Source organism: Dickeya sp. CFBP 2040 (assembly GCF_012273755.1).
GTDB classification, from domain to species: domain Bacteria; phylum Pseudomonadota; class Gammaproteobacteria; order Enterobacterales; family Enterobacteriaceae; genus Dickeya; species Dickeya poaceiphila.
Genome location: NZ_JAAVXH010000020.1, coordinates 1 through 21,862, shown reverse-complemented (window position 1 = coordinate 21,862; position 21,862 = coordinate 1). Strand labels below are relative to the sequence as shown.

Here is a 21,862-nt window from a genome sequence, read left to right as displayed (position 1 = left end):
GAACCCGCGCCTATACTGTTTGGCGACATTGGTAATCAAAGTACCTGTTATTAAAAAAGTTTCACCGAGTTGTCATCAGCAGCGCTTAGGCTGATGCGGTTTCCTATCCTTGCCGATAATCCGTAACAATAAAAAGGACCTACCATGCGCTATTCCTACGCGTTTATAACCGTGGCTTGCTCACTGGCGACAGTCCAGACGCAGGCGGCTTCCCGTAGCGATTCCCCACTGCCGTTGCTGCAAACTACCACTGAGGCCAGCAATAGCGCCCCGGTCATCGAGATGCAGCAACGGGTGCAGCAATATCTGCAAAAAGCCTTGCAGGGAAGCGCCCCAAAGCTGACCCGTGCGGTGCTGGACAACGCGCCTGATCAGGGCGAACCGCAGGGTGATATGAAATGGCTGAAAGCGACTGGTTACGTTTTCAACCCTAAAGGTCAGCAGCAGGCCAGCGTGAAACTGCTGGATGGGTTTCGTACTCTGCCGGCGTCGGTGTTGCAGAAAAACCTGGCGACGGTTGAGCACATCAATCTGGAATCTACCCTGCCGCTGCGCCAGAAAGCACTGATTGATGCGGAAAACACCCGCTATTTGTACGCGCTGGCAGAAGCGCTGGGACCGAAGTTGGGCAAGGCGTTTCTCGATGTTTATCAGAAAGGCGAAATCGGTAAGGCTGCTGCGCTGATCAAGGCGACCAACGTCAGCACATCGGCGGCGAAAAACGCCTTTAACTACCCACGTCCGTTCAAACAACCGGGCAACAGCATTCATCTGGTGCCGGATACCGCTGTGGTAGTGGATAACGTTCGCTACACGGCAGCGGGTGGTTCGTTCCCCAGCGGCCACACCAATAGTGGTTATAACGATGCGTTGTTGCTGGCGCAGATGCTGCCGGAACGTTTCGTGCCGCTGATTGACAGAGCGGCTACCTACGGTTATTCCCGTCTGGTGCTGGGGGTGCATTATCCGCTGGATGTGATTGGCGGTCGCATGGCGGCTGAACGCAGTGTGGCGTATTTCCTGAATGACCCGAAATACCGCGTGTTGTTCAACGAGGCCAAAACCCAGTTGCGTACCGCGCTGGAAAAAGCCTGTGGTACCACGCTTGCCGAATGCGCCAAACCACAGGGCAAAAACGATCCTTACACCGACCCGGCGATGACGTCGTTCTATCGTTACACCATGACCTACAACTTGCCAATGGCAAAGGTGAAAGCCCAGTCGGTTAAGGTGCCGGAAGGGGCGGAAGTGCTGCTGGAAGGACCGTTGCCGCAATTGAGCGCCACCCAACGTCGTGCCTTGATGGTAAAAACCGCGATTGCCGACGGTTATCCGCTGTCTGCCGGCGGGGGGGAGGCGAATTTCTGGCAGCGCCTGAACCTACATGATGCGGTGGCAGCAGCGAAGAAGTAGACGTTCTTGCCTGAACGGAAACGCATAACTAGCAGTTATAAAAGAGCAGTGAAGAGAGGCGGGGTTAGCGCCTCTCTCTCTTTTTTTGGTATTTGGGTTTTGGTGTTAAGGGCAACCTAACCCAACTGCGTGACTAGTGCGCGATGCTGACGTTATCGAAACTGACTTTGCCGTTACTATTGTTGCGTGACGAGAGTACCAGTCCGACATACAGCGTATCGTTCATGTTTTGATTGATTTGCTTATTTAAGGTGGTCCAGGTCAGCCCATCGTCAGAAACTGCTGAGATAAACGTGTTGCCATCGCGGGTTACGCGCAGCCAGGTAGGTTGGCTGCCGTTTTCGGATTTGGCGAACACACCGCGGTTGCCGGTAGCACTGGCGTCTTTGCTGCGCCATTGCGACATCGCGCCGGATGATGCTGTGTACCCTGTCAGCATGTAAGCGCTGCTGTCGGAGAGCGTGTTGCGCATCATCACACCCGCTTTGGCCTGAGGATCGCTATAACGCAGGTCGATCAGTCGTGCGGTAATGCTGCCGTCGCCTTTCAACTGCTGATAAACGAAATTGACGTTGTCGGCAGCGCCCCACATATCGCCGGTGTGTGCTTCCAGTGCAATCACGTCCTGATCTTCAGTGGCGACACCGGGCGTATCGGTTTTGCCGATGTCCTGCTGCTTCCAGTTGCTGCTTAGCGGGGAAGCAGGCGGTGTGGTTACGGTAACCACGTTGGAATAAGCGGAGTCTCCGGCCTGATTGTAGGCTTTGACCCGAAACGCGTAGGTCGTGTTAGGTGCCAGCGTCCCCACGCTCACCGAGGTGGCGCCTGGTCCCAGCGATTCCGCGCTGGTGTAGACTGCGCCCGCATCGTAGGCACGGGGTGTGGTGTCATAAGCGCCGTCGCCGAAAGTACCGGCATAGGAATATTCGACGATGAAGCCGAGTTCATTATCTGAACAGTCATTCCAGTCCAGTTGTACTACCGAGCTGGAAATAACGCCGGCAGTCAGGCTATCTGGCGAGGAGGGCGGTGTATCCTCACCGGTGTAAGGGTCCAGCGATATGCCGTTGCGCAGCGTGGCGGCGTTGATACGATGGCGCGTTGCCGCCAGTCGGTTGTTCACCTCGGTCAGCGTCAGCGGGGTGATGCTGATATCGTAATCCACCGGGCCTTCGCGTTGGGTGAGGGTGACGGTGCCGTCCAAATAGAAAATCTCGTTGAGCCACAGGCTGGGCATGATTTCGCCGTTGTTGGCCGGTGGCCCAACGGTAAACGGAACCATCGGGTTGCCGGTGCTGGTTTGGATGCCGGCGTTCCACACGGCAGAGCGGCCAGGTATACCATCAAGGCGATAATCCGGCGCGTAACGATCAGTTAACGCTACTTTTTTGATGAAACCCTGCGTGGTCGTCACCAACGGTGCGTTTTCCGCCAGCAGGGTACCGCCACGGTTGAAATAGTTTAATTCCCAATGCATCAAAAAGTATCCCTGACCTGTCAGAGTCAGGTGCTCACCGGCATGTAACAGGAGATATTTCCCTTCTTTTGAGCCTTTAATCGGCTCAACGTATTTATTGGCCTCACCGTCGTTATTACCGACCAGCGTGACGCCAGTCGTTGCTGGTCGCTGGTACAGGCCATTGATCCTGGGGTAGGCGAGATTCTGATCGCCCTTATCAAATGTGGCGTGGGCAGTCGATGCGACAGAACCCGCGCAGCGTTGTGTGTTGACGGCGCTGGTCGTGTCGTCAGCAAACCCGTATGCGCTGAACAGCATGACACCCATCAGGGCGCTGAATCGGCGTCGGGAAAGGCGATAACGGGTGGTTTTCATGTATATATCCTGGTGAATTGATAACGTATTGATTTAATGCAATATCGGGAATGGTTGATGCACGCATCGCGCAGCGTATAGGAAGCAGTAAAAAATGCCAAACCGGTTGGATTTATTCTCGGAATATTCTGATGCTATGTCGCGTGGTCGGAACGTTGACGACAGCCCGTCAGAGCTGCCGTCAGGGAACCATCAGGAAACGTGTTGCAGAAATTCGCGCAGTCGATCACTGGGCGGATTGGAAATCAACGCATCCGGATGACCGTCTTCGGCAATACGACCTTTATCGATGAAGATCAGGCGTGAAGCCACTTTTTGGGCGAATCCCACTTCGTGGGTCACGATCACCATGGTCATGCCTTCTTCAGCCAGGTCTTTCATCACGTTCAGCACTTCGTGACGCAGTTCCGGGTCCAGCGCCGAGGTAGGTTCGTCAAACAGCATCAGCTTCGGTTTTACCGCCAGCGCACGGGCGATAGCCACACGTTGCTGCTGACCGCCGGACAGTTCGGACGGATAGTGGTGCGAGCGTTCCGCCAACCCCACTTTGGCCAACAGTTCACGCGCCAGTTTCTCAGCATCGGCCTTGCTGGTGCCGCGCACTCGAATCGGGCCGAAGGCGACGTTTTCCAGCGCCGTCAGGTGCGGGAACAGATAAAACTGCTGGAACACCATGCCGGCTTCCTGACGAATCAGGCGTTCGTCCACGTTGGGGTCATTGACGGTCAGGCCGTCTACCACCAGCTCGCCGCTGCTGATTTCTTCCAGTTTGTTGATGCAGCGCAGCAGGGTGGATTTGCCGGAACCAGACGGCCCGATAATCACCACGACTTCACCCTGTTTGATGTTCAGGTTGATGTCGTGCAGTACCTGGGTTTGACCGTAGTGTTTCGATACGTTTTTGAATTCAATCATATAATCTTCAGTCTTCTTTCCAGCCAGCGCATTCCAATGGTAAGAACGAGTGTAATTACCAGATAGATAATCGCAGTAGCAGTCAGTATTTCCAATGCGCGGAAATTACCTGCGATGATTTCCTGTGCCTGACGCGTTAATTCAGAGACACCAATGACGATACACAATGATGTGTCTTTGATACTGATGATCCACTGGTTACCCAGAGGAGGCAACATACGGCGTAATGCCAGTGGCGTAATCACATGACGTAATGTTGCGCGGTGTGATAACCCCAGCGCCAGACCGGCTTCGGTAAAGCCTTTGTGGATAGACAGCACCGCGCCACGAGTAATTTCGGCGATGTAGGCACCTGAGTTAATCATGATAGTGATGACGGCTGCGGTAACAGGATCGATACGAACTGACGTCAATATCATCGGGATGGCGAAGTAGATGTACATTATCTGTATAACCATGGGAGTGCCACGGATAACTTCGATAAAGACCAGCGCGACGCGATTGGATAGCCACCCGCCATAGACGCGGGCAAATCCCGCAACGACACCAATAACCAGGCCGCCCAATAAACCCAGCACGGAAATCAGCAGAGTCATTTGGGCTCCCTCCAGCAACTGAGGGATAGACGGCCAGATGGCACTCCAGTCAAACTGCATGAACATTCTCCAGCAATAATAACGCTACCATAGCAAGGTGCCGCACGGACTGACCGGCGGCACCGTAGAAGCTATTCAGCTTGTTATTTCTATTCAACCTACGATTTGTTAATTAAACCTATTACTTCGGGTCAGTACCGAACCACTTTTTGTAGAGGGTGGCATAGGTGCCGTTATCGCGCAGGGTTTTCAGCGCGCCGTTCACCTTGTTGCGCAGATCATCGCTGCCTTTCGGGAACGCGATGCCGTACTGCTGTGCTTTGATAGAATCGCCTACGGCTTTGAATTTGCCGTTACCCGCAGTTTTGATGAAGTACAGGATGTTTGGCGTATCATGCAACACGGCGTCGGCACGGTTTGTACCCAGTTCCAGGTAGGCGTTGTCGATGTTCGGGAACTGGCGCAGTTCCCTGGTTTTGAGGTTGGCTTTGGCGTAATCGACCGAGCCGGTACCGCTCTTCACCGCCACCACTTTACCGTTCAGATCCTGCTCGCCTTTGATGTCCTGATTGTCGGCGCGCACCATTACCAGCAGGCCGCTGTTGTAGTAACCGTCTGAGAAATCGATTGCGCGTTTGCGCTCTTCAGTAATGGTAATGCCTGCCAGCGCCAAATCTACGTTGCGAGTCTGCAGTGCCGGGATGATGCCGCTGAAATCCATCGGTTTCAGGGTGTAGCTCAGGTTCAGTTGTTTAGCGATGGCATCCCACAGGTCGATGTCAAAACCGACATACTTGTCACCTTGTTTGAATTCAAATGGCACGAATGCCGTATCGGTCGCTACGGTAAGCGGTTTCTCTGCGGCCTGGCCAGACAGGCTGAAGGCCAGCGCCAGTGCTGCCAGTGAAGTTTTAAATAATGATTTCATCAAAACGTCCTTCCTCTCGTTGGTTATGTATTCCGCTGTTTTACACCGTTGGCTACTTGCCACCATGGGTTGCCTGCCACCATTGAGAATGGTGTTGCATCGGCTTTGGCATACAGAGATGAGGCCGATTATCCGACATCAGTTGTTATTAGCCGCCGCACTGACATGCAAGGTGCTGTGGAGAAAACAGGGGGAGTCGTTGCCAAAACAGGACGGGTAGACCCGCTAATTCTTATCGCGCAGCCATCAGGAAATCCTATAGCGTGCGTTGCTATGAATAACTGAATTGTGCAGGGTACACAACCGTTGATTACGTTCAAGGAGGAATATTGCTAACAAGCGCTAATTTTTTGTTCATTTTGTGGCGTGGATGCAAGCGATTTGCGTGGCGATGCAGAAAAAATGCATATTATCTCAATGTGTCTGGCAGGGTAAAAATGGCGGAAAATAGCATAGATGCAATCAGAAAGTGGGAAGTGCTGAAATCTGGCCGGAGAAATCCGGCGGTTCGACCGCCGGTCATCGTTGATGAACTATTCGATGTTGGCTTCGATAAACCACAGGTATTGATCCAGATCGCGGGATGCGGCAGTGAGCATATCTGCGGTATCTTCGTCCTGCGCCTGACTGATGGCCTTGCGAACCGTATTAGCGACGATGGCATAGCTATCTGCCAGCGCTTTCAGGTGGTCTTGCACGCTGTGAATGGTAAGCGGGTAGCTACCCAACGCCGTTTTCTGGTGAATGACCTGGACAGTGCCGGTTGCCACGCCGCCCAGTTGCACCACACGCTCGGCGAAGGTGTCCAGATGAGTCATCAGTGAGTTGCGGAAGGTATCCAGCATCTCATGTACGGCGATGAAGTTTGCTCCGCGCATGTTCCAATGCGCCTGTTTAGTCATCAGCGACAGATCGGTAAAGTCCACGACCAACTGATTTAGCAGGGCGATAGTCGAGGTTTTAACGTTATCGTCCAGATCGTTACGGGTGAAAATAAGATCAGCGGAAGCTGCTTTTACCAGTTTAGCTGTACGCATTGTATTATCCTCTTTAATTTCCGTTATTGCTGATAATGATTTTGGCTGTCAACGGAACGAATTATAGCAACCTGAATGTGCGGAAGATGCTTAGTTCGGTCTATTACAGGGATAGCCTCAGACAGTGAAAAACAACACTTCTGTATATGTTATTTAGCGTCTGGATACAGCAGTAAAAAATAGCCAGGATAAAAGGTTATTTTTTTATTAAGTTACAATCTTTTGGTATGGAATTATCAGGTGATGACTGGATATTTCTTATGCAATGTTTTCCCGAATGCGTCTGTCAGGCATTAAATAATTTAGCGGGATAATCACAGAGGATGATATTTCCCGGCCAGGCTGACCGGGAATGCGGTTATTTTTCAGACGGGAGAACAATTGCACGATAACAATTCACGATAACAACTGCACGATAACAACTGATGCCGCTAATTCAGGCTACGGCACTTTTTTTCGCGCTAAGCGTGGTGCCCAGCGAAGCAATGATAATAAATGTCAGAGCCAACCACTGAGTGAGAGTCAGGTGTTCGTGCAGAAAGAGGATGCCGGAGAGTGCTGCTACGGCGGGTTCCAGGCTCATCAGGGTGCTGAAAGTACGCGTCGGCAACCGGGTCAGCGCCAGCATTTCCAACGTATACGGCAAAGCGGTGGAAAGCACCGCTACAGCGATACCTGTCGGCAGAATATCAAGAGAAAATAGAGTGTTGAGATCGGAAAACAGCAGGCCAATCGGGCAATATATCAGGGCGGCAATCAGCGATCCGATTGCTACGGTTCCGGTGCCATGACTGGTTCCTGCCTTTTGACCAAACAAAATATAGCCCGACCAGCAGGCTCCGGCGCCAACGGCAAAGACGGCGCCGGTGACGTCCACATTATCAATATGCTGCCCAAGCGGTAGCAGCAGCCACAATCCGGCGGCAGCCAGCAACACCCACACGACATCCAGCAGGCGGCGAGATGCCAGAAGCGCGACCGCCAGCGGCCCGGTGAACTCCAGCGCCACGGCAATCCCTAATGGTACGGTGCGCAATGCCAGATAAAACAGATAGTTCATGCCGCCCAGCGTGATGCCATAGATCAGCAATGGCAACCGTTCTGAACCAAAACGTAATCGCCAGGGTTTGAAGACCAGCAGTAAAATCAGCGAGCCTATCGCCAGACGCAGTGCCGTCACGCCTGAAGCGCCAATCAGCGGGAAAACCATTTTAGCTATGGCTGCGCCGGTCTGGATGGACAGCATAGCGATCACGATGAGTAATACCGGTAGCAATACAGAATTTTTTAATGCGGAAATCAAGGTCATTTGCAGGGCCTTAACATGTCGTGGGCAGCCAGAAAAAACAGGTAATAAATGAACAATTCATTCGACGTTAGTTTACTCTCGTTGACTTTAATTTACTCTAAATTTGAAAATCTTTTTTTTATATAAAATCAGCCTGAAAAGTAATCAAAAAATTAAGAAAACTCCATGCCAAAGCAGTGTGTTGCATTTATTTTTTCACACTGCGATGAGCTTATTTTATTTATCAATATCAATTATTTATATTGTATTTGAAAATTTTTGTTACACGTTTACCCTAATTGAAAAATAATAACCAGTCAGCATTTGCCCTAATTTCTTGTTATATTTGTCTCGCTTAATCTTCTTTTCGTAAGATAATTCGAGGCATATTATGAAAAAAATCGCGTGTCTTTCCGCTTTAGCTTGTGTTCTGGCTGTAAGCGCAGGTTCTGCAGTGGCTGGTGAAAGCACTGTATCTCTTGGTTATGCTCAGGGCGATGCTCAGGGCGTGCAGAACAAACTGCCGGGCTTCAACCTGAAGTACCGTTACGAGTTCGATAATAGTCAGCTGGGCGTGGTAGGTTCTTTCACTTACCTGCAAGACAGTCAGACTATTGATAATTTCTACAACAAGAACCAGTACTACGGCTTCAGCGCGGGTCCGTCTTTCCGCTTCAATGACTGGGCGAGCATCTACGGCCTGGTTGGCGTAAGTGCCGGCAAGTTCACGGTTAACAAGACCGATGGTTCTTCCAACAACAGCTCCAGCGATGCTGGCTTTGTGTACGGTGCCGGTTTGCAGTTCAACCCGGTTCAGAACGTGGCCTTTGATGTTGGTTACGAGCAGAGCCGCATCCGCAGTGTTGACGTAGGCAGCTGGAACGTAGGCGTAGGCTACCGTTTCTAATCGCGCCTTGCACTTTACGCGTTGCGTGAGAGCACTGTTGTGAAAAATCCGCCCGACTGGGCGGATTTTTACTATTAACGGCTATGTACGGCTAGGCAAACCAGCCAGCAATTTTTTAAGCAACTGATTCAACTGATGCTGTTCCTCTTCATCCAATGCGGCCAATAGCTGCTGCTCATTGTCGGTATGCAGTATCACCAACGTATCCATCAGTTCCCGTCCTTTTTCTGTCAAGGTGACCAGCGTGCCGCGTCGGTCTTGCGGGTTGCTCTGACGTGCGACCCACTGCGCCCGTTCCAGCCTGTCGATGCGGTTGGTCATGCCGCCTGATGATATCATCAACGCTTCGTAAAGCTGAGTCGGCGTCAGCGCGTAAGGCGCGCCGTTGCGTCGTAGCGTCGCCAGTACATCAAATTCACCGGGACGCAGGCCAAACCGGGCGAACAGCGGATTGAGATAATCCCGTTCTAACCGCAACGTGGCTTCAAGTAACCGTCCCACTACCTGCATCGGGAACGGATTAATATCCGGCCTTTCCCGTTGCCATTGTTCATAAGCGTTGTCTGCACGATCTGCCATAAGTGTAATTTGTCTTGATATTAAGATTCTTTCTGCAAAGATATTCTATGGGGAACACCTATCACCACTCAAGCATCAGAGAGTTACAAGGAGCGGTATGTCACACGCAATTCGTGCCAAATCACTGTATTTTGTCGTTATTACCGTCATGTTACTGGGGCTTAACCTTCGCCCGGTACTGGCAGGAATCGGCCCGTTGCTGTCACGGATTCAGGCGGATACCGGCATGGGCGATATGCAGGCAGGGCTGCTGACCACCCTGCCAGTATTCGCTATGGGAATCTGCGCGCTGTATGGCGGGTGGTTGCAGTCTAAAGTGGGCGAATATCGGGGTATCGGCATAGGCATTGTCGGTATTGCGGTTGCTTGCTTGCTGCGTTGTTGGCTAACCGGCACGACGGGGTTACTGCTGACTGCGGCGCTGGCTGGTGTCGGCATTGCGTTGATTCAGGCGTTGATGCCCTCATTTTTGCGGCGCAGTTTTAATCAACAAAGCAGTCGTCTCATGGGGTTGTATACCACTGCTATTATGGCGGGTGCAGCACTGGCGGCAGCCAGTATTTCACCGCTGGCAGATATTATGGACTGGGATGGTGCGCTGGCGATATGGGGCGGTCTGGCGACGCTGGCTGCCGTAGCCTGGATGATCTCGGTGTTGCTGAATCCGATGCCCGATAACGTATCACATACACGGGTGGTAGCCGCATTGTCGCGCAGACGGGCTTGGGCGTTGATGATATTTTTTGGTATCGGCACTGCGGCGTACACCCTGGTGCTGGCCTGGTTGCCGCCTTACTATACCCAGCTTGGCTGGAGCTCTGCCCGTAGTGGTCTGCTACTGGGGGGACTGACGCTGACAGAAGTGGTGGCCGGGCTGCTGGTGTCGTGGCTTATCAACCATGTTCCTGACCGGCGCTATCTGTTGCTGCCGGTGCTGCTGTTGCTGTTGCTGGGCATGGCGGGCCTGATACTGGCACCGTTGACGCTGGTGCTGCCGATTATGGTGGCGCTGGGGTTGGGGATCGGCGCGTTGTTTCCACTGTCGCTGATTATCGCGTTGGATCAGGTGGACGACCCACGACAGGCCGGGGCGTTGATGGGGTTTGTGCAAGGTGGTGGCTATCTGATAGCGAGCCTGATGCCGCTGTTGGCAGGATTCATCCGGCAACATACCAGCGGGTTGAATCAAGCCTGGCTTATCATGGCGGCAGGCGTTGTCGTATTAATCCTGATGGCGCTACGTTTTTCCCCACGTCATCCGGTTCCGGCATCAGCCTAACGGCGTGAAAACGCCAACTGCGGTGTCAGGAACAGATTACGGAAATATTCCCGAACTGCCTGCATAGCCGGGGTAAACTCGGCGTCACGGTACCAGGCCAGTCCAACGCTCATCGGGTGAACCTTGTCTTTTAGCGAACGGGTCTCGATACGCCGCCCCTCAAGCGACCAGGGGCGGTACACCAGATCGGACAGTATCGCCACCCCTAATCCGTTCGCTACCATACTGCGCACTGCCTCAACGGAACTGGTGCGCAGCATCACCTTCGGGTGATGTCCGCTCAGTTCCCAATAGCGCATCGCACTGTGATCCGCTTCATCTACCGTCAGCATAATAAACGGCTCATTGGCGACATCCGCCAGACTTACTTCCGGTTTGTCACACAATGGGTGGTGACTGGGCAGCCATAAGCGCCGTTCTGAGTTGAATAGCGTTTCTGAGGTGATTTCCGGATGTGTGAGATTCGCTGTCAACACCAATGAGAGATCCAATGATCGGTCCAGTAATCCTTGTTCGATATCCTGCCGCTCGCGTTCATTGAGATGAATGGCGACTTGAGGAAAACCGTCAGACAGCCGTTGCAGGTGGAAGGGCAGGAAATAGCCCATGACCGTGTAGCTGGCGGCGATATTCAGTGCACCGCTAATCCGGTTATCGGTTAACGGGATGTTCATGGCGTCGTTGACACTGCGCAGCACCGCGTAAGCGTGATTAAGGAAGTAACTGCCGTTTTCCGTCAGCGTCATGCCGTGTACCGACCGCAGGAACAACGGTTTGCCCAGCAGGTTTTCCAGTTCCTGAATCGCGGTCGTTACTGCGGACTGCGAAATGTTGAGATGAATCGCCGCCTGTGAGATTTGGCCCATCTCGGCGGTGGCGATGAAGTAGCGGATCTGACGCAATGTGACCATAACCGGTTCCTTAGCGATGAGCGTTCTGTTTTTCAGATAGTGAGTATTCTGAAAATACGTCTTTCCGAATAGAAAACGGTAGCTCTATATTGTTTTTAAACATAACCATCACAAATAAGAAATAACTATGAAATATGAAATCGATCTGAATTCCGATATGGGAGAAAACTTCGGTCCCTGGAAAATAGGCGATGATGTTGATCGGGATATTATGTCTTATATCAGCTCAGCCAATATTGCCGCCGGATTTCATGCAGGTGACCCTTCGACAATACGCCAGACTATTGAATGGGCCAAAGAATGTGGCGTTGCGGTGGGCGCTCATCCCGGATTTCGTGATCTGGTGGGTTTTGGCCGTCGGCATATTCACAGTCAGCCGTCGGAAATGGTGAATGACATTTTGTATCAATTGGGGGCGGTGCGGGAATTTACCCGGCTCTACCAATTACCGTTACAGCACGTTAAGCCGCATGGCGCGTTATATATGCATCTGGCCCACGATCAGCTATCTGCGCAATTGTTTGTGCAGGCGCTGCACCGGTTAGATCCTGAATTGCGGTTATTTTGTCTGTACGGTTCATGGGTATGGCAGGAAGCCAGAAAGCTACAACATCCTGTTATTTGTGAATTTTATGGCGACAGGGAGTACGACGCCAGTGGTTCTATCGTATTTACCCGCCGGGTTGGTGCGTTGGAGCCGGCGGCAGTGGCGGCGAAAGTAGTGCGCGCCTGTGTGGATGGCAAGGTCACGACGATTGATGGCGAAGATATTCCTGTTGAGTTTGAATCGATTTGCATTCATAGCGATACGCCCGGTGCGTTGGCATTAATTCAGGCAACGCGAGAGGCATTGAATAACGCCAATATTCACGTGTGCTCACCATTTTAAAATAATTTAAATCATCGGTAATTAATCAGTAAATATAAGGGTTAAAGATAATGAAAATATATGAAGTGTGTTCTCCTTTGCCGGGTATTTTTTATCGTCAGCCTACCCCGGAATCCCCGGTGTTTATTGAAGAAAACAGTCCGGTGATGGCGAGTAGCATTATTGGCTTGATCGAAGTAATGAAACAATTTAGTGAAATTTATGCTGAGCAGGCGGGGGAATTACTCTCGTTTTGTGTCAATAACGGTGATGCGCTGGAGCCGGGGCAGGTTATAGCCATTATAAAAATCGATGAATAACGGTAACACTATCCTATAGCCTCATTAATTATGTCATCAGGAGGGCCGCGACGATGTGTCAGCCGATCAAAAAATTGCTTATCGCCAACCGGGGAGAAATTGCTGTGCGCATTATTCATGCCGCTCGCAGTCTGGGGATTACCTCGGTGGTCGCCTGCAGTGAAGCCGACATCGATTCATTGCCCGCACGTCTGGCGGATGAAACGGTACTGTTGGGTGGCGCGCGCGCCGACCAAAGTTACCTGAATCAGGCGGCGTTGCTGAAGGTCGCCAAAGACTGCGGGGCTGAGGCAATACATCCAGGATACGGTTTCTTGTCAGAAAACGCGGTCTTTGCCGAGGCGGTGGAGCAGGCTGGGTTAGTGTTCGTCGGTCCGACATCGGAAACCATCCGCCTGATGGGGGACAAGGCGGAAGCGCGACGCACGGCGCAGGCGGCTGGCGTGCCGGTGGTGCCCGGTTCGCAGAGTGTGTCGTCGCTGGAGGCGGCGTTGTACGCTGCCGCAGAGATCGGTTATCCGCTGTTGATCAAGGCGGCTGCCGGCGGCGGTGGGCGCGGCATTCGGGTCGTTAATAACGAAGACGACCTGAAACGCGAATTACCGATTGCCCAACGTGAGGCGAAAGCAGCATTTGGCTGCGGTGATGTCTATCTGGAACGATTTATTCGCCATGCCCGCCACATTGAAGTGCAAATTTTGGGTGATGGCGAGCGGGCGGTGCATTTATATGAGCGTGAATGCTCGCTGCAACGCCGACGCCAGAAAATATTTGAAGAAGCGCCTTCGCCAGCATTATCGCCAGTACAACGCGAGGCATTGTGCCGTAGCGCCCTACAGCTTGCTCAACGGTTGAACTACCGCAGCGCCGGTACGCTGGAATACCTGTTCGATATCGAGCGGGAGCAGTTTTATTTTATCGAAATGAATACCCGCATTCAGGTCGAACACCCGGTCACGGAGCGGGTAACCGGTGTTGATCTAGTGCAGTGGATGCTGCGAATCGCCAGTGGTGAAACCCTTGATTTGCATCAGGAAGACATTGTGTTACGCGGTCATGCCTGTGAAATGCGCATCAACGCGGAAGATCCGGCGCGCAATTTTTTCCCTTGTCCCGGTGTGGTGGAGACGCTGACATGGCCGCAAGGCCCCGGTATTCGTATCGATAGTCATCTGTTCAGTGGCTACCGTATTCCGCCGTATTACGATTCCCTGCTGGCGAAACTGGTGGTGTCGGGAACGGATCGGTTGCAGACGCTGGCCCGTGCTGAACAGGCGCTATATCAGTTGCGAATCGGCGGTATTACTACCACTCAGTCGCTGCATCAGTGGCTATTGGCTGATCCGCGATTGCGCACCGGGCGTTTTGATACTACCTCGCTGGAAAACTGGCTACAGGCGCGGGAAGCCGACGCGCTGCTGCTGACCAGGGAGGCCTGAGATGACGTTTCCCGAAATCAGATACACTTTTGGTGGCGATGAGCACTTGTTTGCTGAAATTGACGAAGCGATGTCGTTGGGGGCGTTCTTCCGTGGGCTGGCGATGACCCGTGCGCTCGAACAGCAGGCGTTGCCCGGCGTACTGGACATTTGCCTTGCCAACGCATCGTTTCAGGTGCGTTTTAACCCGGACCTCATCGCACCGCAGGTGCTGTTGGATCAGGTGCGAGAAACGGAACATCAGGCGCAAACCATGACGGTGCTCGATACACGCATCATCGAAATTCCGGTGTTGTACAACGACCCCTGGACGCACGATACCCTGATGCGGTTTCGTGATCGGCATCAGGACCCTAGCGCCACGGATCTGGAGTACGCCGCTCGCATCAATGGTTATCAGGATATCGCGGCATTTATTGCGGCGCACAGCGGTACACCGTGGTTTGTGTCGATGGTGGGGTTTGTGGCGGGATTGCCGTTCATGTTTCAGATGGTGGAGCAGGCACAACAGCTTCAGGTGCCGAAATATCTGCGGCCACGTACCGATACCCCCAAACTGTCGCTGGGGCATGGCGGCTGCTTCGGCTGTATTTACTCGGTACGGGGCGCAGGTGGTTATCAGCTGTTTGGCGTGACGCCTGCGCCAATTTATGACCCGGAACAACGGTTGGATTACCTGCAATCGTCGATGGTGTTTTTCCGTGCAGGTGACATTGTGCAGTTCAAACCGATTGATCTGGCGCGTTATGAGCAGGACGTGCAGGCGGTGGAGGCGGGTTGCTTTAGCCTGCGCATTCGCCCAGTCACGTTTGAGCTGGATAAATTCCTCGCTGACCCAACTGGCTATAAACACTATCTTCAGGGGGTACTGTATGCAGCGTTGTCGTGAGCAGATATCGGGTACGCGCATCAATGTCATCCGCCCAGGGCTTGCAACCTCAATACAGGATACCGGTCGTGAAGGGTATTACCATCTCGGCATCCCGCCATCCGGTGGGCTGGACCAGTATTCGCTGCGACTGGCGAACCTGTTGGTGGGTAATCCTGCTCAGGCGGCGGTACTGGAAATGACGTTGCTGGGGCCGGAACTGCAGTTTGAGGGTGATGTGCTGGTGGCGGTGTGCGGCGCACGCCTGTCGCCGCTGCTGGATGGCGAACCGATGCCGATGGATACCACCTTTGCGGTGCGCGCCGGTCAGGTACTGCGGTTTACGCCGACGACGGCAGGCTGCCGCGCCTATCTGGCGGTCGCTGGGGGGATTGCGGTGCCGGAGGTGCTGGACAGCCGCTCGACCTACGCGCTCGGTGCGCTGGGCGGTTATCAGGGGCGGCGGCTGGCCGCCAACGACGTATTGCCAATCGGCGTGCCGACCCGACAGATGACGCCGGAGATGACGGTACCGACAGACTATCTCCAGCCGCTGGATAAGCACGTGACGTTACGCATGGTGACCGGGCTGTACATTCACCGACTGACTCCGGCTGCAGTGGAGCAGTTTTTTGCCGACGACTGGCGAGTCGGCACCGAAGCTGACCGCATTGGCTATCGCCTCAAAGGTGGTACACCGCTGGCGTTTGAGCCACGTACTCCCCCGTTTGGCGCCGGTTCAGACCCGTCCAATATCGTTGATGCCTGCTATCCCATTGGGTCGGTTCAGGTGCCGGGCGGGCTGGAACCGATCATTTTGCTGCGTGATGCGGTATCCGGCGGGGGTTACATGACGCTGGGAACGGTGATCAGCAGCGATCTGGACCTTATCGGTCAATTGCAGCCGCATTACGGCGTTCGCTTTACGCCGGTGTCGCTGGAGGATGCACTTCTTGCCCGACAGCATTATCGCTACCGCCTTGAGCGGCTGGAACAGTTGTTAGCACACTGATTTCAGACGGCCTTGCCAGATTTCACCTGCGCCAACACCAGGGTCAATGGTAGCGGTGAGGCATGTCTGACCCTATCGAATGCATGATTGACTGTGCGACACAACCGACACGGCGCGTGCGCTCGGCTTTAAAAAAGCCTGTGACGGCAGGCTCGTCAGCGTCAACCAAGATACATCAACAATAGATAGGCGGAGGGGGTATGGCTGAAATATCCGGAGTACAGGGTGAGGTGGTGGCGCCTGCCGATACGGTGTCTGGAAAGGAGCGCATGGGAAAGCTATCACTGACCATGGCCTGGTGGGCGGTATGCAGCGCCATTTTCTACATCGTGGTGGGGGCCTCGCTGGCGCTGAATTACGGTGCGCGCAATGCCATCATCGGCATGGCGCTCTCCGTGGTGTGTTATGGCGTGATCAACGCTGCCATTAGCCGTTTTGCTATCCGAAGCGGCCTGTCGGTGGCGGCATTTTCCGGTCAACTGTTCGGGCAGGCCGGGTCAGCGCTGGCCACGCTGATTTTTTTCTCCACCGCGATGTATTACGCGGTGTTTGAAGGCTCGGTAATCGCATTTGCCATTAATCATCTGTTTCCCGCGCTGGATTATCATTGGGCGGCATTACTGGTGGTGCTCTACAGCGTACCGTTGATTTTCGGCAGCGTGCAGCACTGGCTGGATAAATTCAACGGCGTGCTGTTGCCATTCTACCTGTTTGGGCTGGCGCTGACGGTGGCGGTGTCTGTTCAGCATTATGGCTATCAACCACACTGGCTGTCGTTTGGTCCGGCATTGCCGCCTGCTAATGGCTGGTGGAACTGCTTTACCTACTACATGGGGGTATGGATTTTGATGATGTATACCTTTGATTACGCCCGGTTTGGCCGTCAGGAAGACAGCCAATACCACGCGCGTATCAACTTTGGTATGCCGTTCTATCTGATCACCTTTTTGCTTAATGGTGCGGCTGGCATCTATCTGGTCAGCAGTTTTGCCCAGCAGAATGGTGTGAGTGAAACGGCGGTCGTGGTCAATATCCTTAATCTGCTTGGTTTCTGGGGATTAGTATTCGTGTGGGTGACCCAGACACGCATTAACACCGCTAACTATTATCTGGCTACCGTCAATATGCAGGTGTTTTTTGACCGACTGTTTCGTTTGCGTTATCGCAAGATTGTCTGGGCCTGCGTGGTGGGGGCCGCGGTGTACGGCCTGATGCTGGCAGATGTCTTCGCCTATATTTTGCAGGCGTTGGCCTATCAAGGGGTGTTTGTGGTGGCGTGGGTTGGTGTGGCGCTGGCGCATATTCTTGGCAGCCGCGATTCATCGACCACGACGCCGGTGCGTGCGTTTAATCCGACCGGCCTTGGCGCCTGGCTGCTGGGTGTGATTGCAGGCGTAGCGCTGATGCATGGTAGCGCGCTGTTACAGTCATTTTCCGCGCCGGTAACCTTTGTGGTGGCGCTGGCGTTGTACCGGGTGTTTTCGGGTAACCGTAACGCCTGAAATAACCGGGGCAGGGAAGCCCATTTGTTTCCATTGGTTAATTTCTTAGTTAGTGGCCTTGAAAAAATCGCACAGGGATCTATATGAAGAAGTGAAAGCAAGACAATGCTGTTGCCTTGCGGTTTGCACTTTTGAATGGGTATGAAGAATATTCAGGAGGTTAACCATGGCATTCAAGTCCGTGTCTTTATTTCCGGCATTTACCGACTCACTGTTCTCTGATCGTTTCAACCGTATCGACCGGTTATTCAGTCAACTGACTGGCGACACGCCGCTTACTGCTACGCCATCCTATGATATCCGCCGGCTTGACGACACCCACTATGGCATTACGGTTAGCGTGCCCGGCTGGCGTGAAGAGGAACTGGAGATTAATACGCATGGTGGTCAGCTCACTATCAGTGGCAAACATAAGGACGAGGTGTCGGAAGAGCCGCAGGAACAGAATGGCTGGCTCTATCGCGGCATCAACCGCACTGATTTCAGTATCAGTTATTCACTGCCTGAGCATGTCAAGGTGGAAGGCGCACATCTGGAAAATGGCCTGCTGACCATCAATCTGAAGCAGGATATTCCGGAAAATGAAAAACCGAAAAAGATTGCCATTGAAAACCGTAACCAGCCGGCTTCTCAGGCACTGGAGCACACCAGTTAACGTCTCCTCAGTTATGATTACGGTGTGCAGCCCCGATGATATCGGGGCTTTTTATTTTCAGGGTGAACAATTTTCCGGGTGAACCATGCTGTTGCATTGCGCTTTGCGAGCGGTTTTGACAAACGCGGCGATAATCCTGTTTTTGGGTGCGTTTTCTGTTAGATATAGACAGCCGCCAGATGAATTGGGCGGAAAGGGTGGACGTGATAGACGGACCGAATAGCCAACCGATAACCTGAACATGACAAATATGGCATTACTGATAAAAGCAGCGCTGGGTGCGATCATAGTGGTAGTTATTGGTCTGCTGGCCAAAACCCGTAATTACTACATTGCCGGGCTGGTGCCGTTATTCCCGACCTTTGCGCTACTGGCGCATTACATTGTGGGCACGGAGCGCGGCGTGGAAGCGCTCCGTGCCACTATTCTGTTCGGTATTTGGGCGGTGATTCCCTATCTGGTGTATCTGATTTCGCTCTATTACTTTACTGGTGTGATGCGTTTGCCGCCGGCACTGATGCTGGCGGTGGCGTGCTGGAGCCTGTCGGCGGCGGTACTGGTGAAAGTCTGGAGCGGTTACCATGCCGGATAAGGCATGGCGGAGCGTGTTTTACAGGGATGAACCCGGCGTGACGATCTCCAGGGTTTTCGATATTACAGGTCGTCCTTGGTGATGCCCCGGTTGGCTGGTGCGGCAGTTTGGCCAGCGCTGACACTGTTTTCAGCGTTGTATACCAGATAGATGTTCTTCTGATTATCCATGCTGTTGTCGAACACCAGCGTAATATTGTTCTTGTCGAACCGGGCGGTCACGCGGGTATTGGGTTTATTCATGAAGGTATCGACATCGTTGGCAGACAAGGGGGCCGTCATACCGTATTTGCTCTTTAGCCCTTCTACTACGCTTGGTACATCAGCGAGCGTGATTGAGATCGCCAGGCGGTTGAACTTGTCATTGTTAAAACTGAAAATCGCCTGGGTTTTTTTGTCGGCAAAATTGAAATCAGGGCAGATGTAAACAGTCTGTCCCATGATCATTTCCGGGCCGCGCAGTGAACAATTTGCCTGTTGCCGGATAGTGGCGGCGGACGATCCGAATTTCAGGTTCTTGTAGCCATCGGTGGCGGATGCCGTCAGCGACAGCAGAGACAAGGCCAGCGCCAGCAGGGAAGTATGTGGCTTGTTCATGTGAACCCTCGTGATTGAATGTGGCTGTAGCCACGAGCCTTGCACCGGCTCAGGCAGGAACCGCATGAGCCGGTGAAGTATACGTCTATTTTACATTGACCTATCTTACGTCGATTGTTGGATTCTCAGAACGATTTATTTGCTATGGCGAGAAGGTGATAGGGAACGTAGACGCTGCTCATGGGGAACAGGAGTAGTACCCGCTCAATGATGACCACGACAATCAGCAAGATAATCAGTTTGTTACGCCATCACCCGTCATCGAACCACACGATTTTTCCTGTGTTTATACGGTTTACTCCGGCGTTTTTTTACTCCAACGATACGACTGACTGCCTCAGCCATTAAACGGCAGTATGGGCGACTTATCATGGCAGAAGCGCGAGTTCATGCATTTTCAATCAATGGTTTAAAATGGCTTAATAGGAAGGACTGCTTACTAACTAATATGAGTTTATTATATTTTATAAAAAATAGCACAGGTTATAAAAAGAGTAATTTAAATACACAGTGTAAGAATGCTCAATAGTCTGTGCTACGGTAAAAAAGCTACAGAATTATTTAGCTGGTAACAACCTGTTCGTTGTTAGTAACACATAGCGATGTTTCTTTGTGGTGTTTACGCAATGCGCTAACCCATTGCGTTGGGTGATTTATTTACCCTGATATTTGTCAGGGTAATTTTACGCTTTATGGTGTGGCGTCCAGCGTTTCAGTGAGATTTTTAATTTCGGTTGGTAGATTTTGTTTTTCGATCCTGCCATTGATAAAGTTAGGCATTGGTTGCCCTGTCATAGCATGAGTGTAGATATTTTCAATGTCGGATCGCAAAACAAATAATGAGCGTTTGTCATAAGCCACTGCCATTTCAAGCATGGCGACGACAACTCGCAATAATGTTGGCGAGATGCTCTGCTCTTGAAACACAGACATGGAATATAGTTTCTCGGCATTGCCCAAACTGCAAGATAGGTTAAAGTCGTCAAGTATCCGCCACACTCCGAATATTAAACATGGAGGCGATATATTGTAACGGAAACCATTCCTGCCAGAAGAGGAAAAGGTGATTTCTATATCGTCCACTGAGCCTATAATCCGTGATGATTCAAAGTTATATAATTGGTTTAGTTCAATGCGAACTTTTTTCTTTTCACTATCACTCAACATTTTATCACTGATAAAATAAAGGTTTGCCGACGTTTTATTATTCAACTTAATGGCAAGAGAGATAGCACCGATATCATGCCAGTGTAAAAAATCCTCTTCCTCACACTTCAATAACGCAGATGCTCGTTGGATGGAACAATATTCAAGCGGCGCTACCTGTTTATCAATCCAAATATTTCCTATCGTTTTATGAACCACTACAATCACTCCCCAAAATATATTCCCCCTGAACTAAAAGCCAGCACTAACCATAGGGCCAAGCGTTCGTCAACTATACTGAACATGGGCACAGCTTTGTTCGGTTATCATCAGTAGTAAATTAATATAAATCGTATCGTTGGAAGGGGAAGCAGGGAAATCCTTTACTGTAACTTTATTTGCCATTCCTCAACCACGTGTAAACCTTATGCATCTTTCGGACACGAATATCTTGACATTCGTATCGCTTTCCGCAAATCAAGAGAAAAAGCGATTTTGTTATTTATATAAAATTTTATTTATTTTTTTTCATATGAAAAAGAGGAATTTCACCCAGGAAAATGATAATGGCGGGGGAGGGTTGTTCTTTCCTTTAATAATAAAGTGGATTAACCGTTTATTTAACGTGGTATTGATTGGAAGTAAGGTGTGGCTAAAGAGATATACTGATATACCCGCCATACTTCAAGTGGCAGTGTAGTCCCTCCAGTTTTTAGTACCACCGCCAATGAGGATCTCCGGCCAGTTTTTGCCTTGCATAAATAACGGGTGGCATATCACCCAGTGAGCTATGTGGGCGTTCCTCGTTATATTCTGTGCGCCAGCCTTCTGTTAGTTCTCGCACTTCAGACAAGTTTCTGAACAGATACATATCCAGTATTTCTGTTCGCAGCGTTTTGTTAAATCGCTCGATAAATCCGTTCTGCATTGGCTTGCCGGGCTGAATAAAATTAAGTCTCACTCCATGCTTCTCTGCCCATTCGGATAAGACCGCCGCAGTGAGTTCTGGCCCGTTATCACTTCGTATATAAGTCGGGTAGCCTCGTTCTGCACTTAATCGCTCCAGAATACGTACAACACGATGAGCCGGTATATTTAGGTCAACTTCGATGGCCAGCGCTTCCCGATTAAAGTCATTGACGACGTTAAATAACCTGAATCGCCGCCCGTCGATCAA

At 51.8% G+C, this 21,862-nt stretch carries 22 protein-coding genes; 11 read left to right on the top strand and 11 right to left on the bottom strand.

Features of this window, described 5'->3' with window-relative positions; all coding sequences use genetic code 11:
- Positions 1-144 precede the first annotated feature (144 nt).
- Positions 145-1,413, top strand: a complete 1,269-nt coding sequence (locus tag Dpoa2040_RS02295; protein WP_168640142.1) for a phosphatase PAP2 family protein — start codon at positions 145-147, stop codon at positions 1,411-1,413.
- Positions 1,414-1,546: 133 nt separating this feature from the next.
- On the opposite strand, the gene Dpoa2040_RS02290 is transcribed toward Dpoa2040_RS02295, so the two are convergent.
- The 6 genes from Dpoa2040_RS02290 to rhtA form a co-directional block, all read right to left on the bottom strand.
- Positions 1,547-3,247, bottom strand: coding sequence for a fibronectin type III domain-containing protein (locus tag Dpoa2040_RS02290; RefSeq protein ID WP_168640141.1), 1,701 nt, complete (start codon positions 3,245-3,247; stop codon positions 1,547-1,549).
- A 192-nt stretch (positions 3,248-3,439) separates the two neighbouring features.
- Positions 3,440-4,162, bottom strand: coding sequence for a glutamine ABC transporter ATP-binding protein GlnQ (gene glnQ / locus Dpoa2040_RS02285; protein WP_168640140.1), 723 nt, complete (start codon positions 4,160-4,162; stop codon positions 3,440-3,442).
- Positions 4,159-4,818 carry a glutamine ABC transporter permease GlnP gene (gene glnP, locus Dpoa2040_RS02280; RefSeq protein ID WP_042870036.1) on the bottom strand — a complete coding sequence of 220 codons (660 nt, stop codon included), beginning with the start codon at positions 4,816-4,818 and terminating at the stop codon, positions 4,159-4,161. Before glnP ends, glnQ begins: the two co-directional genes overlap by 4 nt.
- 121 nt (positions 4,819-4,939) lie before the next feature.
- Positions 4,940-5,686 (bottom strand): glutamine ABC transporter substrate-binding protein GlnH, encoded by a 747-nt coding sequence (gene glnH / locus Dpoa2040_RS02275; protein ID WP_168640139.1) that lies wholly within the window; start codon positions 5,684-5,686, stop codon positions 4,940-4,942.
- A gap of 533 nt (positions 5,687-6,219) precedes the next feature.
- Positions 6,220-6,723, bottom strand: coding sequence for a DNA starvation/stationary phase protection protein Dps (dps, locus tag Dpoa2040_RS02270; RefSeq protein ID WP_168640138.1), 504 nt, complete (start codon positions 6,721-6,723; stop codon positions 6,220-6,222).
- 436 nt (positions 6,724-7,159) lie between these two features.
- Positions 7,160-8,032 (bottom strand): threonine/homoserine exporter RhtA, encoded by an 873-nt coding sequence (gene rhtA, locus Dpoa2040_RS02265; RefSeq protein ID WP_168640137.1) that lies wholly within the window; start codon positions 8,030-8,032, stop codon positions 7,160-7,162.
- A 370-nt stretch (positions 8,033-8,402) separates the two neighbouring features.
- Here rhtA and ompX point away from each other — a divergent pair, with 370 nt between their 5' ends.
- Positions 8,403-8,918, top strand: a complete 516-nt coding sequence (ompX, locus tag Dpoa2040_RS02260) for an outer membrane protein OmpX (RefSeq protein WP_168640136.1) — start codon at positions 8,403-8,405, stop codon at positions 8,916-8,918.
- Positions 8,919-8,999: 81 nt separating this feature from the next.
- Here the strand turns inward: ompX and Dpoa2040_RS02255 are convergent, their stop codons facing one another.
- Positions 9,000-9,497 (bottom strand): MarR family winged helix-turn-helix transcriptional regulator, encoded by a 498-nt coding sequence (locus Dpoa2040_RS02255; RefSeq protein WP_042870047.1) that lies wholly within the window; start codon positions 9,495-9,497, stop codon positions 9,000-9,002.
- A 97-nt stretch (positions 9,498-9,594) separates the two neighbouring features.
- Between Dpoa2040_RS02255 and Dpoa2040_RS02250 the strand changes: the two genes are divergently transcribed.
- Positions 9,595-10,776 carry an MFS transporter gene (locus Dpoa2040_RS02250; RefSeq protein WP_168640135.1) on the top strand — a complete coding sequence of 394 codons (1,182 nt, stop codon included), beginning with the start codon at positions 9,595-9,597 and terminating at the stop codon, positions 10,774-10,776.
- On the opposite strand, the gene Dpoa2040_RS02245 is transcribed toward Dpoa2040_RS02250, so the two are convergent.
- Positions 10,773-11,687, bottom strand: a complete 915-nt coding sequence (locus Dpoa2040_RS02245) for a LysR family transcriptional regulator (RefSeq protein WP_168640134.1) — start codon at positions 11,685-11,687, stop codon at positions 10,773-10,775. The genes Dpoa2040_RS02250 and Dpoa2040_RS02245 overlap by 4 nt on opposite strands.
- A gap of 127 nt (positions 11,688-11,814) precedes the next feature.
- On the opposite strand from Dpoa2040_RS02245, the gene Dpoa2040_RS02240 reads away from it, so the two are divergent.
- From Dpoa2040_RS02240 to Dpoa2040_RS02205, 8 genes are all read left to right on the top strand, one after another.
- Positions 11,815-12,576: a 5-oxoprolinase subunit PxpA gene (locus tag Dpoa2040_RS02240; protein ID WP_168640133.1), complete on the top strand. Its 762-nt coding sequence runs from the start codon at positions 11,815-11,817 to the stop codon at positions 12,574-12,576.
- 50 nt (positions 12,577-12,626) lie between these two features.
- Positions 12,627-12,875 carry an acetyl-CoA carboxylase gene (locus tag Dpoa2040_RS02235; RefSeq protein WP_168640132.1) on the top strand — a complete coding sequence of 83 codons (249 nt, stop codon included), beginning with the start codon at positions 12,627-12,629 and terminating at the stop codon, positions 12,873-12,875.
- 53 nt (positions 12,876-12,928) lie between these two features.
- Positions 12,929-14,314, top strand: coding sequence for an acetyl-CoA carboxylase biotin carboxylase subunit (locus Dpoa2040_RS02230; RefSeq protein ID WP_168640131.1), 1,386 nt, complete (start codon positions 12,929-12,931; stop codon positions 14,312-14,314).
- A gap of 1 nt (position 14,315) precedes the next feature.
- Complete coding sequence (locus Dpoa2040_RS02225; RefSeq protein WP_168640130.1) at positions 14,316-15,203, top strand: allophanate hydrolase subunit 1; 888 nt, start codon at positions 14,316-14,318, stop codon at positions 15,201-15,203.
- On the top strand, positions 15,187-16,194 hold the full coding sequence (locus tag Dpoa2040_RS02220) for a biotin-dependent carboxyltransferase family protein (protein WP_168640129.1): 1,008 nt from the start codon (positions 15,187-15,189) through the stop codon (positions 16,192-16,194). Before Dpoa2040_RS02225 ends, Dpoa2040_RS02220 begins: the two co-directional genes overlap by 17 nt.
- 200 nt (positions 16,195-16,394) lie before the next feature.
- Entirely contained in the window at positions 16,395-17,696 is a 1,302-nt protein-coding gene (locus Dpoa2040_RS02215; RefSeq protein ID WP_168640128.1) for a cytosine permease, read from the top strand.
- Positions 17,697-17,862: 166 nt separating this feature from the next.
- Positions 17,863-18,351, top strand: a complete 489-nt coding sequence (locus Dpoa2040_RS02210; RefSeq protein WP_168640127.1) for an Hsp20 family protein — start codon at positions 17,863-17,865, stop codon at positions 18,349-18,351.
- Between the two features lie 250 nt (positions 18,352-18,601).
- Positions 18,602-18,943 (top strand): GlpM family protein, encoded by a 342-nt coding sequence (locus Dpoa2040_RS02205; RefSeq protein ID WP_042870069.1) that lies wholly within the window; start codon positions 18,602-18,604, stop codon positions 18,941-18,943.
- A 62-nt stretch (positions 18,944-19,005) separates the two neighbouring features.
- Here Dpoa2040_RS02205 and Dpoa2040_RS02200 read toward each other — a convergent pair whose 3' ends face one another.
- The 3 genes from Dpoa2040_RS02200 to Dpoa2040_RS02190 all read right to left on the bottom strand — a co-directional run.
- Positions 19,006-19,539, bottom strand: a complete 534-nt coding sequence (locus Dpoa2040_RS02200) for a hypothetical protein (RefSeq protein ID WP_042870072.1) — start codon at positions 19,537-19,539, stop codon at positions 19,006-19,008.
- A gap of 690 nt (positions 19,540-20,229) precedes the next feature.
- Positions 20,230-20,904, bottom strand: a complete 675-nt coding sequence (locus tag Dpoa2040_RS02195) for a hypothetical protein (protein WP_168640125.1) — start codon at positions 20,902-20,904, stop codon at positions 20,230-20,232.
- Between the two features lie 493 nt (positions 20,905-21,397).
- The coding region (locus tag Dpoa2040_RS02190) for an integrase core domain-containing protein (protein WP_168640126.1) at positions 21,398-21,862 on the bottom strand (465 nt) is incomplete at its 5' end.

Coding starts and splice junctions, on each gene's coding strand:
- Dpoa2040_RS02200 (WP_042870072.1), bottom strand. CDS start 19,539: ATGAACAAGCCACATACTTCCCTGCTGGCGCTGGCCTTGTCTCTGCTG.
- Dpoa2040_RS02210 (WP_168640127.1), top strand. CDS start 17,863: ATGGCATTCAAGTCCGTGTCTTTATTTCCGGCATTTACCGACTCACTG.
- glnQ (WP_168640140.1), bottom strand. CDS start 4,162: ATGATTGAATTCAAAAACGTATCGAAACACTACGGTCAAACCCAGGTA.
- Dpoa2040_RS02255 (WP_042870047.1), bottom strand. CDS start 9,497: ATGGCAGATCGTGCAGACAACGCTTATGAACAATGGCAACGGGAAAGG.
- Dpoa2040_RS02215 (WP_168640128.1), top strand. CDS start 16,395: ATGGCTGAAATATCCGGAGTACAGGGTGAGGTGGTGGCGCCTGCCGAT.
- Dpoa2040_RS02230 (WP_168640131.1), top strand. CDS start 12,929: ATGTGTCAGCCGATCAAAAAATTGCTTATCGCCAACCGGGGAGAAATT.
- Dpoa2040_RS02205 (WP_042870069.1), top strand. CDS start 18,602: ATGGCATTACTGATAAAAGCAGCGCTGGGTGCGATCATAGTGGTAGTT.
- Dpoa2040_RS02295 (WP_168640142.1), top strand. CDS start 145: ATGCGCTATTCCTACGCGTTTATAACCGTGGCTTGCTCACTGGCGACA.
- dps (WP_168640138.1), bottom strand. CDS start 6,723: ATGCGTACAGCTAAACTGGTAAAAGCAGCTTCCGCTGATCTTATTTTC.
- glnH (WP_168640139.1), bottom strand. CDS start 5,686: ATGAAATCATTATTTAAAACTTCACTGGCAGCACTGGCGCTGGCCTTC.
- rhtA (WP_168640137.1), bottom strand. CDS start 8,032: ATGACCTTGATTTCCGCATTAAAAAATTCTGTATTGCTACCGGTATTA.
- Dpoa2040_RS02245 (WP_168640134.1), bottom strand. CDS start 11,687: ATGGTCACATTGCGTCAGATCCGCTACTTCATCGCCACCGCCGAGATG.
- glnP (WP_042870036.1), bottom strand. CDS start 4,818: ATGCAGTTTGACTGGAGTGCCATCTGGCCGTCTATCCCTCAGTTGCTG.
- Dpoa2040_RS02290 (WP_168640141.1), bottom strand. CDS start 3,247: ATGAAAACCACCCGTTATCGCCTTTCCCGACGCCGATTCAGCGCCCTG.
- ompX (WP_168640136.1), top strand. CDS start 8,403: ATGAAAAAAATCGCGTGTCTTTCCGCTTTAGCTTGTGTTCTGGCTGTA.
- Dpoa2040_RS02225 (WP_168640130.1), top strand. CDS start 14,316: ATGACGTTTCCCGAAATCAGATACACTTTTGGTGGCGATGAGCACTTG.
- Dpoa2040_RS02250 (WP_168640135.1), top strand. CDS start 9,595: ATGTCACACGCAATTCGTGCCAAATCACTGTATTTTGTCGTTATTACC.
- Dpoa2040_RS02235 (WP_168640132.1), top strand. CDS start 12,627: ATGAAAATATATGAAGTGTGTTCTCCTTTGCCGGGTATTTTTTATCGT.
- Dpoa2040_RS02240 (WP_168640133.1), top strand. CDS start 11,815: ATGAAATATGAAATCGATCTGAATTCCGATATGGGAGAAAACTTCGGT.
- Dpoa2040_RS02220 (WP_168640129.1), top strand. CDS start 15,187: ATGCAGCGTTGTCGTGAGCAGATATCGGGTACGCGCATCAATGTCATC.